Raw genomic sequence first — 9,428 nt, forward strand, 5'->3', positions numbered from 1 at the left:
CGCCACGCTCGCGGGCCTGTCGCGCGACACGGCCGAGCGCGGCCTTGCCCGGCTGCACCGCATGGGCCTTGTGCGCGAGTTGACCGGGCAGGGCCGGTTCCGGCTCTGGGCGGTGTGAGAGGGGCAGGGCGGGCGCGGCAACCTAGCCGGAAAGGCGCATCTCGGCCCTGAAGTGATTTCTTAACCGGATCCATGTTGTCGTCCTCCGGACATGCGAGGCTGGCGTCGCCGCCGGATTCGCCGCCCAAGGGGCATTCAGGCGGCGCGGTTTCGCCTGATTTCAATGGGAGTGTCGGCCCTGCGGGACCAGTGAGCGGCGTCGGCGGAGTTACGGAAAGGGCGATGACTTTCACCTATCGACATTTCGACGGCGCGCCCGACATGGACCCGACCGGACCGACCGGACCGGCCGCCGCAGCACGCCCGCGTCCGTTGAAACTCATCGTCCAGATCCCCTGCCTGAACGAGGAGTGCACGCTGCCGGCGGTCCTGGCCGGAATCCCGCGCGAGATCGAGGGGATCGGCACGGTCGAAATCCAGGTCGTGGATGACGGCTCGACCGATGACACCGTCGAGGTCGCCCGACGGCTCGGCGTGGACCACATCCTGCGCCAGAAGGGCAACAAGGGGCTGGCGCGCAGCTTTCAGGCCGGGATCGAGAACGCCATCGCCGCAGGGGCCGATATCATTGTCAATACCGATGGCGACAACCAGTATTGCGGCAGTTCCATCCCCGATCTCGTGCGCCCCATCGTCGAGGGCCGCGCGGATATCGTGCTGGGGGACCGCAACCCCGGCGCCAACCCGGCCTTTGCCCCGTCCAAGCGGCTGCTGCAACGCCTGGGAAGCCGGGTCGTGCGCGGGCTGGCCGGGCTTGACGTGCAGGACGCGGTGACGGGCTTTCGCGCCTATTCGCGCGAGGCCGCCCTCACGATCAACGTGATGACCCGCTTTTCCTACACGATCGAGACACTGATCCATGCCGGTCAGCACGGGCTGACGGTGCTTTCGGTGCCGGTGCGTACCAATCCCGCGACGCGCCCCTCGCGCCTGTTCCGCTCGACATTTCAGTTCATGGCCGGCCAGGCAGGTGGTGACGATGCTGCGAAGTTGCGTCATGTATCGTCCGCTGTACAGCTTTCTGGCCGCGGGGCTGGTCATGCTGCTGATCGGGATGCTGCCCGTGGTGCGGTTCCTGTATTTCTATGCGATGGGGCAGGGCGACGGGCATGTCCAGTCGCTGGTGCTGGGCGGGGTGTTCCTGCTTGCGGGCTATTTCACCGTGGTCATCGCCTTTCTCAGCGACACCATCGCCACGAATCGCCGATTGACCGAGGCGCTGCTGGTGCGGATGCGTCGGCTGGAACCGACGCTGGCCCGTTCTCCCGGCTCCGCGCCGTGGCAAGATGCACGCGACTGACGCCCCTGCCGCGCAGGTCGGCACCGCTCCCGTGGCGGGCCTGGTCCTGGCGGTCTCGCTTGCGGGCGGGATTCTCGGGGCCGTGCTTTACGGCTGGATCGTCTTCGGCATCCTCGCCGGGGCCGAGCCCGCGCATTTCGGCACCGACATCTATGACCAGGCATGGCTCGCATTGCGCGAGGGCCGTCTCGATCTGCCTGTACGGGTGATCGGGTTCGAAGGCCATTACACCGCCGATGGCACGGCGCATTTCTACCACGGCCTCGGGCCGTTGATCACGCGCCTGGCGCTGGCGCCCTTCGTCGAGATCGGGGGACGATCGCTGGCGCCGGTCTCGATCTGGTTCTGGTCGGTTGCCGGTACCGCACTTTACCACCTGACATTCCTTCAGGTCGCCCGCCGGAGCTGGCCGGGCGGCGGGCGGCGCGCGGTCGCCTGGTCCGGGCTTCTGGCGGCGGCGGTCTGGCTGGGCGCGCCGGGGCTGGTGCTGGCCTCCAATATCGCGCTCTATCACGAGCCTATCGCCATGGCCTATGCGCTGGCGGCCGGGGTCGTCGCGCTCTGGATTCTGGGCATGCCGCGCGGTCGGCCGACCGCGGGCATGGTCGTCGGGGTCGCGCTTCTGGCCGCGCTGTGCCTGCATGCCCGTCCCAACCTGGCGATCGGACTTTACGTGATCGCGGTTGCGGCGATCGGGCTGTCCCTGCTGCGGGGCGGATGGCGGGCGCTTGCGCCGGTGCTGGCAGGCTGCGCGATGCTGGGGCTGGGCGGGGTCGGCTATCTGGGGCTGAACGCGGCGCGCTTCGGCGGGGCCACCGAAACCCATGGGAGGTTCGACGCGGCCGGCGTGCAATACGGGTCGGTCTTCTGGGGCCATGAATCGCAGGACGGGCCGCGGGCGCAGGGTTTCATCGAACATGGACGGTTCAATGCCGCCCGGATCGTGCCGAACGCGCTGCTCTACACGCTGGCGCCGGCGGAAACGCTTTCGCCCGGGGCGCATGAGGTCGCCCGCAGGATGCACGTTGCGGCCACGTGGGACAGGGTGGGCGCCGTCCGGATCGAGGGGCCCGGAGGGGGGATCCTGGCGCTTTGGACCATCTGGGCGATTGCGGCCGGGGCAGGGCTTGCGGCGGGGGCTGCGGCGCTGCGCCGACACTGGGCCCTGGTCCTCGGCACCGGGCTGGCCGCCGGGGTGACGCTCGCCTATGCGACGGTGACGCTGCGCTATCACGTCGATCTGTGGCCGCTGGCCGCGGCATTGGCGCTGCCCGGGCTGGGCTGGCTGGTCCCGCGGCTGGCGACCCGGCCGTTGGCCGCGCCCATGTCGCTTGGCCTTGTCGCGGCGGGCATGATCGGGCTGACCGGCAACCTGACCACGGCCGGTGCCTATCGCGGTGCCTTTGTCGGCGTCGAGGGCAGTTTCTTCGCGCCCTGGACCGAGGAGGACTGCCGCCGCCGCGCGGCGGGACGGGGCTTTGACCCGGCCCGGATCGACGAAATCTGCCGCGCCCCGCGCGCATCCCGCGGCCAACGCACCGAAAGGACCGAAGAAGCATGAGCGTCGCAGCCATTGCCAAGACGGGATATGTGGGCCTTGCGCGGGGCCTGGAACGGGTTTCGGCCCGTGTAGGACTGCTGGACTGGCTGGATCGCAGGCGAGAGGGCTCGCGCCTGGCGCATTGGGCGCGCAGTCTTTTCGCGATCCATGACCTCGACGGTCTGGTCGCGCTTGACGTGCCGTGGTGGAGCTATGCCGCCATCGCAGAGGTCGAGCGCGCGCTGGCCGCACGGCCGGGGGCGCGGGTCTTCGAATATGGCTCGGGCGCCAGCACGATCTGGCTTGCCCGGCGGGCGGGCACGGTCACCAGCGTCGAACATCATGCGGGCTGGCACGCGCAGGTCGCCCGCAGGATCGCGGCGATGCCGGGGCTGGCACCGGTCGATCTGCGCCTTGTCCCGCCCGATCCGGCCGGGGCGGTCGAGCCGCTTTATCGTTCGGAAAAGGCGGGCGAGGCCGGACAGGGCTTTGCCGCCTATGCCCGGGCGATCGAGACGGGGGACAGCGCGGCCTACGACCTGATCGTGATCGACGGGCGCGCGCGGGCGGCCTGCCTTGCACATGCGCGGGACAGGCTTGCCCCCGGCGGGATGATGGTGTTCGACAATTCCGGCCGCGCCCGGTATCGCGCGGCCATCGCGGAGTCCGGACTGCGCGCGCGCTGCCTGCGCGGTCTGACCCCGGCGCTGCCCTATCCCGACGAAACGACGCTGCTTGCCGACGTCCGCACGGCGCCATGAGCACGAGGCGCCTTCTGTCACGGGGCGCGCGGCTTGCAGGGTTCGCGATCCTTGCCGCTGCGCTCTGGTTCCTGGGCCGCGAACTGGTCCGCCACTGGCCGTCTCTGGCCGCATGGCGTCCCGACCCTGCGTCGCTGGCGGTGATCGGGCTGCTGGCCCTGGCCTATGGCGGCCTTCTGTTCCTGCTGGCCGAGGCCTGGCACCGGATCGTCGCCGGCTTCGGGGCCGAGCCGCGGCGCCGCACCTACCTGTCCTTCACGGCAACGCAGATCGCCCGCTACCTGCCGGGCAATGTCGCCCATCTGCTGGGGCGGGCGCTGTGGCTGCGGGGCGGCCCGCTGGGCGACGGCGCGCTTGCCCGGGCCACCGCCATCGAGGTCGCGGTGACCCCGGCGGGCGCGGTTCTTGTGCTGGCGCTGGCACTGCCCTTGCTGCCCTTGGAAAGGTTGCAGCTTCCCGGCTGGGCATCCGGACTTGTTCCGCCCGACGGCGCGCTTGCGCTGGGGGCTTTCGCGGTCATCGGGCTTGGGGCCGCGCTCGCCGCGCGTCGCATCCGGGGCATCGCCGGGCCGCTGCTTCTGGCCATGTCCTTCATGGTCGGGCTCGGGGCGGTATTCGCCGGGGTTGCCGTGCTTCTCGGGTTTGCCGATCCGCTTCTGGCTGGATTTGTCGCCGTCATCGCCTGGCTCGTGGGATATCTGACACCCGGCGCACCCGGCGGGCTTGGAATGCGCGAGGCGGTTCTGGTCGCTGTGCTGGGTGCAAATGGCGGCGGCGAGGGTGCGCTTCTGGCGGCCCTCGTTTTCCGGATCGTCACGATTCTCGGGGATCTGGCCTGTTTTCTGGTCGGATGGCAGGTCCTCTGGACGCGGCGCGCCAGCACCGTCTGACGCCCGCCGGAACCCTGTCCTTGCCCCGCGCGGCCGGAGGCGGGCAGGCGGCTCCGGCCGGGCGATGGCCTGACGCCTGGCCGCGGTCAGTTCGCGGGCTGGCAGATCGGTGACATGTCGGGAATGATGACATTGTGGGTCGCGGCGTAGTCGTCCCAGTGCCGCAGTATCTCGTCCCGGATCTCGGGGCGCTCGGCGGCGAGGTCGTGGGTTTCGCCAGGGTCGGCCTTCAGGTCGGACAACTGCCAGTCCCCGGCGCCGTAGGGGGCGCACAGCGACACCAGTTTCCAGTCGCCCATACGGACCGCCCGGTTGCCGAAAAGCACCCATCCGATCCGGTCGGCGGGGCCGCGCACCGCGTCGCTTTCACCGCTCGGGATCGGGGTCAGCGACTTGCCCAGCAGTGGCGGCACGGGTTTGCCGTCACGGGTGTCGGGGTAGGGCACGCCTGCAACCTCAAGGATGGTTGCCGGGATGTCCATGAGATGCGTCAGGCTGTCGGCGATGCGGGCGCCGCGCTGCACGCCATGGCCTGCAACGATGGCCGGAACGCGGATACCGCCTTCGGACCGGAAGCCCTTGAACATGCGGAGCGGACCGGCACCGGCCTGTGCCCTGGCGGGCACGCCCGGCAGCCGCGGGAAGACCGTCGCCTCCGGATCGAGGATGCCCAGCGTCTTCATCCGTTCGATCCGGGCGGCGCGCAGGGCGTCGTAGCCGTCATCGTAGCGGCCCGCATGGCGGTCGCGCCAGTCGTCGGGCAACCGGAACGGGTCATGCGGGGCCTGCATGGCGAGGCAGGCGAAGAACGGCCTGCCGTCGGCGCGATGCTCCTCGATGTTGTCGATGATCGCCGCGGTGTAATCCACGCTGGAATGGAACCCGGGCCGCAGGGCCCTCGGCAATTCACCGTTTCAGGTGTCGGGCTGCCGCTCGCCCCTTGCGCCCCACATGTCGTCCAGATGGCTGCCGCCGCCGGGGATGAGAGAGAGATCGCGCTGGAATCCGCGCGCCGCCGGCCAGTGCTCGGGCTCTTCGCCCAGGTGCCATTTCCCGGCCATGAAGGTGTTGTAGCCCGCCTCTGCCAGCAGGGCCGGGAGGGGTGCCACACGGTCGCTCAGGTGGCCCTCGTAGCCCGGCGCGCCCAGCTGGTTGGGGGCCGTGACTCGGCCATGCTGCCCACGCCTGGGGCGTGGTTGTCGGTGCCGGACAGCAGCATCGAGCGCGTCGGCCAGCAGGTCACGCTGGCGTTGAACCGGGTGAACCGGATCCCGACCGCGGCGAGCGCGTCAGGGTTCGGGGTCTGGATCTCGCCGCCGAAACTGCCGAGATCCGCATAGCCGGCGTCGTCGGCCACGATCAGCGGGATGTTGGGCCGGTCGTCCTGCGCCCTTGCATGCCCAGCCACGATCAGCGTCAGGCAGGTCACCGCGACCCATGTTGTCCACCGCCACCCGGTGCAGCGCGTCTCGACCAGTGCCACGTTCAATCCCCTGGATTGCGCAGGATGCGTTCAAGAAACCGGCCTCGGCCCGCGGTCAGAACCGGTAGGTCGCGCCGATGACCGGACCCGATAGATCCAGCGATGCCTTGCCGTAATCGGTGTCCCACTCGGCCTCGAGATAGCGATAGCCGCCCTGGAGTGTCCATTTCTCGTTCAGGCGGTATCCGACCGTGGCAAGCGCCTGCCAGCTGCTGCTGTCGCCGGTGCCGCCCGCATCGAGGGTGAGCGTGCCGAACCATTTCTCGTTGAAGGCCATCGATAGCCTTGCGGCCAGGACCGGATCGACCCGATCCTTGTCGTGGCCGAAATCCCGGATGGGATTGCCCCCCGTGCCGACAAGTTTCGTGTCGACCGAGGTCCAGAACGCCCGCAAGCCCGCGCCGATGTCGAAGGCGACATTGGCGTCCTCGTGCACGCGGTAGGTCAGGTAGGTGCTGACGACCGTGATCTCGCTTTTGGCCTCGACCTTCGAGAACAGCGCGCCGTTCGGTGTCGGGCCGTCGGCCGAGAGCTTGAACTAGAGCAGGTCGCCAATGACGCCCCACGGCCCGTTGCGCGCCTCGACCATGCCCATATAGGCGAAGTCGAGCGCGTCCAGCGCATCGCTGAAGCTGAGTTCGGCGCTCGCTTCGCCGAATGGCGTGTCGGCGGTCACACCGGTATCGTTCACCTACAGATAGCCGGTCAGATCGAAGGTCCAGCCGCTGTCCCGTGCGATGGCCGGACCTGCTGTCAGGGCCGACAGCGCGGCAACACCGGCTGTCCGTTGCAGTCGCGTTGTCGGCATTCTTCCCTCCCCCGGGGCATGGCGACCTTGTCGATATCCACACATGCCTTGTCCGTCCTGCACGCAAGCCCCGGCAAATCGCAGACGCGATTCCGGCCGGACGCCCTTTGTGCAACGATCCGGAATTAACCCTGTCGGCGCAAGAAACTCCGCGCGTTGGGCGGTGTCATGCCGCCGGGCGTGCAGGCGGACCACCATCGACCAGGCGGCGACGATCTGCAGATGCGTCTCGGGCAAGCGCGCGGCCAGTTTCGCCGCCGCCCAGGCCGCGTCGCGGTCGGTGTGGCAATCGGTGCAGGCATCGGGCGATCCGGTCGCGGCAAGATCGGGGCGGGGAACACCGGATACCAGCGTTCGCGCTCGGCATCCCAGGCGATGTCGTAGGTCTGGGTCCGGCCCGGTTCAGGCGACAGAAGGTATTGCTGCAAAGGTTCGACGCCCGCGACGCCGCCGACCGAATTCAGCCCCGCGCCGATCAACTGGACCATTTCCGGCGATCCGGCGAATTTCGAATGGCTTCCGGAACTGGAATCGTCGATTCCCGACAGGTCGATGACCGTCAGGCCGAGTTTTTCAAGCTCCGTCATGTTCGCCGCGCCGACCCGCGGAACGCCCCCCGCGATGATTGAGGACCCGCGGAACGCCCTGTCGTCCGCGGAGACGAGGAGGTAGATCTTCTTTGCGGATCCTCGGCGAAAGCCGGGCAAGCTGGGTGCGGAACAGGTCGAGGTTGATATCGGGCGAGGCCAGCATGATATGGTTGATCTCTCCCCGGCGCCCCAGCGTGCCGGCCTGTTGCAGGTCCAGCAGACCTTCCATGGTCAGCAGCGTGCCCATCGAATGCGCGAAGGCATCTGCACTCTCGGCCTGGGTCCGCACCATGATGTCGGCGATCTCCTTGATCTTGCCGCGGGCGACGAGCGCGCGGTTGAGCGCGGAGATCATGTCGGCGTCACCGCCACAGACGACCGGATCGACGACCGTGAATTCCGTCCGCGGGTCGGGCGGCCGCCGCTTGGGCCGTTCGATCTGTCCGATCACATGGGGCGGCGGAATCGTGACCTCGACCGAGGCCAGGCCAGGTTCCGCCGCACGGCCGGTCGACAGGAAGATGCCGGGCTCGGCGGAGGGCGCCCGCGCCTGCCCGGATATCCGTCGAGGGATCGCCCTGGCATGCGGGCTCAGCCTTTCGGGAACAGCAAGCTCACGAACAGCCTTGCGCCCCAGCCTTCGGGGCTGGACGGGCCGCTTTCGGCCCAGTAGCGCACCCCGCCGCCGATGCTGACCGGCTGCTTGCCGATCATCGTCATCTTCGAGACCTGAAGGTTGATCGGGATCGCCCATTCCTCGTCCTCCCAGTCATAGCTGGCCTCGGAATTGACCGTGAAGGTCCATGCCTCGGGCGTGGTGCAGGCAATGAAGGGTTGCAGGAAGGTGGTGCTGATGTCGGCGCGGTCGTCATCGCCCGCGACCGGGATGAACAGGTGCAGTCCCAGCGCCTCGTTCGCGATGGCGATGGGCGTGCCGTCGAACACGATGGTGGTCTGGCCCGCAGGCCCCTTGCGGGTGACATGGAAGCCGGTCGCCCGGTCCAGGACCATCTGGCCGGTCGCGGTCAGTTGCCCCTTGGCGCCGTCGCGCATCAGGATGTCGGTCGAGGCATCCGCGGTCACGCTGAAGCTGCCCGGACCGGCCAGATAATCCGACATCGCCCGAAGGATGTCGTCCGCCCCGGGGTCGATGTCCTGTGCGCTGGCCGTCGATGCCGTCATCGAGGCGGCGATCAGTGTCACGGCCACGACCGGCTGACCCTTCCTCAAGCGACCCATCGGCTTCTCTTCCCAGAGGTGACGTTCCTGCGCCAGAATGGCTTTCGCCCCTGGGGCGTCGTCAATCTGAAGCTTGTCTGCCACATCTCCGGTGCGAACATTCTGGCGCATGATGACAAGACGCCACCGGCGGCGCCGCAATCCCTCGGCCTGGCGCGGCGCGCGCATGATCCGGGCAGCGGAGCAACGGATCTTCCCCTCGGGCTCTCGTCCTGCATCCTGCCGGAAAATTCCATGACGGCATCCGCCGAACCATCGGGGGGCCATGTCGCAAGGCTAGGACCCTTCCGGGGCGATCCGGGGTGGGGCGGCTTGCGATTGCCCTCGCATCGTCGAATGACGATCTACACTGATCGTCCGTGAACGATAGGAACGTCTGAAAAACCTCCCGACTTCTGCCTGATCTGGTAGACTTGGACATCCCTTCAAGGAGCCCCACCGATGCCGAAACAGCCCGCCTTTCCCGGTCTGCGTGATGCGATGAAGAAGGTCACGCGGCGCGAGCAATTCCTGGCGGAGATGGACGCGGTGGTGCCCTGGTGTCGGCTGCTGGCGTTGATCGCACCGCATTATACCAAGGCTGGGCCGAAGGGCGGCCGGCCACCGATGCCGCTGGAGGTGATGCTGCGGGTCTGCTTCCTGCAGAACTGGTATGCCCTGAGCGACCCGATGGCCGAGAAGACCCTTTACGACAGCG

Annotated in this window: 14 protein-coding genes and 1 pseudogene; 7 read left to right on the top strand and 8 right to left on the bottom strand. The window is 68.4% G+C overall.

The genetic code is table 11. From position 1 onward, the window contains the following. Positions 1 to 381: 381 nt before the first annotated feature. The 5 genes and pseudogenes from ENN83_RS10615 to ENN83_RS10635 all read left to right on the top strand — a co-directional run. Positions 382 to 867: pseudogene (locus ENN83_RS10615) on the top strand (glycosyltransferase family 2 protein); the annotation flags it as partial. Positions 868 to 1,117: 250 nt separating this feature from the next. Further along, the gene (locus tag ENN83_RS10620; RefSeq protein ID WP_287186820.1) at positions 1,118 to 1,420 is read left to right on the top strand and encodes a hypothetical protein; all 303 of its coding nucleotides are present in this window, start codon (positions 1,118 to 1,120) and stop codon (positions 1,418 to 1,420) included. After that, a complete protein-coding gene (locus ENN83_RS10625) occupies positions 1,407 to 2,981 on the top strand; it encodes a hypothetical protein (RefSeq protein WP_287186821.1) in 1,575 nt (524 codons plus the stop codon). Before ENN83_RS10620 ends, ENN83_RS10625 begins: the two co-directional genes overlap by 14 nt. Further along, entirely contained in the window at positions 2,978 to 3,721 is a 744-nt protein-coding gene (locus ENN83_RS10630) for a class I SAM-dependent methyltransferase (protein WP_287186806.1), read from the top strand. Before ENN83_RS10625 ends, ENN83_RS10630 begins: the two co-directional genes overlap by 4 nt. Next, positions 3,718 to 4,611, top strand: a complete 894-nt coding sequence (locus ENN83_RS10635) for a hypothetical protein (protein ID WP_287186807.1) — start codon at positions 3,718 to 3,720, stop codon at positions 4,609 to 4,611. The genes ENN83_RS10630 and ENN83_RS10635 overlap by 4 nt, the downstream gene beginning before the upstream one ends. A gap of 86 nt (positions 4,612 to 4,697) precedes the next feature. Here the strand turns inward: ENN83_RS10635 and ENN83_RS10640 are convergent, their stop codons facing one another. The 8 genes from ENN83_RS10640 to ENN83_RS10670 form a co-directional block, all read right to left on the bottom strand. Beyond that, positions 4,698 to 5,480 carry a hypothetical protein gene (locus ENN83_RS10640; protein ID WP_349760114.1) on the bottom strand — a complete coding sequence of 261 codons (783 nt, stop codon included), beginning with the start codon at positions 5,478 to 5,480 and terminating at the stop codon, positions 4,698 to 4,700. A 45-nt stretch (positions 5,481 to 5,525) separates the two neighbouring features. Further along, positions 5,526 to 5,720 (bottom strand): hypothetical protein, encoded by a 195-nt coding sequence (locus ENN83_RS16955; protein WP_349760115.1) that lies wholly within the window; start codon positions 5,718 to 5,720, stop codon positions 5,526 to 5,528. Between the two features lie 8 nt (positions 5,721 to 5,728). Beyond that, positions 5,729 to 6,094, bottom strand: a complete 366-nt coding sequence (locus ENN83_RS10645; RefSeq protein WP_287186808.1) for a sulfatase-like hydrolase/transferase — start codon at positions 6,092 to 6,094, stop codon at positions 5,729 to 5,731. 55 nt (positions 6,095 to 6,149) lie between these two features. Further along, positions 6,150 to 6,530 (bottom strand): hypothetical protein, encoded by a 381-nt coding sequence (locus ENN83_RS10650; RefSeq protein ID WP_287186809.1) that lies wholly within the window; start codon positions 6,528 to 6,530, stop codon positions 6,150 to 6,152. A 102-nt stretch (positions 6,531 to 6,632) separates the two neighbouring features. Beyond that, complete coding sequence (locus ENN83_RS10655; RefSeq protein WP_287186811.1) at positions 6,633 to 6,785, bottom strand: hypothetical protein; 153 nt, start codon at positions 6,783 to 6,785, stop codon at positions 6,633 to 6,635. 242 nt (positions 6,786 to 7,027) lie between these two features. Continuing rightward, positions 7,028 to 7,576, bottom strand: a complete 549-nt coding sequence (locus tag ENN83_RS10660) for an alpha/beta hydrolase (protein WP_287186818.1) — start codon at positions 7,574 to 7,576, stop codon at positions 7,028 to 7,030. Further along, complete coding sequence (locus ENN83_RS10665; protein WP_287186812.1) at positions 7,476 to 7,943, bottom strand: alpha/beta hydrolase; 468 nt, start codon at positions 7,941 to 7,943, stop codon at positions 7,476 to 7,478. Before ENN83_RS10665 ends, ENN83_RS10660 begins: the two co-directional genes overlap by 101 nt. A 140-nt stretch (positions 7,944 to 8,083) precedes the next feature. Then, positions 8,084 to 8,731 (bottom strand): DUF2092 domain-containing protein, encoded by a 648-nt coding sequence (locus ENN83_RS10670; RefSeq protein ID WP_287186813.1) that lies wholly within the window; start codon positions 8,729 to 8,731, stop codon positions 8,084 to 8,086. A gap of 18 nt (positions 8,732 to 8,749) precedes the next feature. Here ENN83_RS10670 and ENN83_RS10675 point away from each other — a divergent pair, with 18 nt between their 5' ends. Further along, a complete protein-coding gene (locus tag ENN83_RS10675; protein ID WP_287186815.1) occupies positions 8,750 to 9,094 on the top strand; it encodes a hypothetical protein in 345 nt (114 codons plus the stop codon). A gap of 78 nt (positions 9,095 to 9,172) precedes the next feature. Further along, positions 9,173 to 9,428 (top strand): transposase (locus ENN83_RS10680; protein WP_287186817.1); only part of this gene is annotated, 256 nt, incomplete at its 3' end.

Source organism: Rhodovulum sp. (genome assembly GCF_011048875.1).
GTDB lineage: Bacteria > Pseudomonadota > Alphaproteobacteria > Rhodobacterales > Rhodobacteraceae > Rhodovulum > Rhodovulum tesquicola.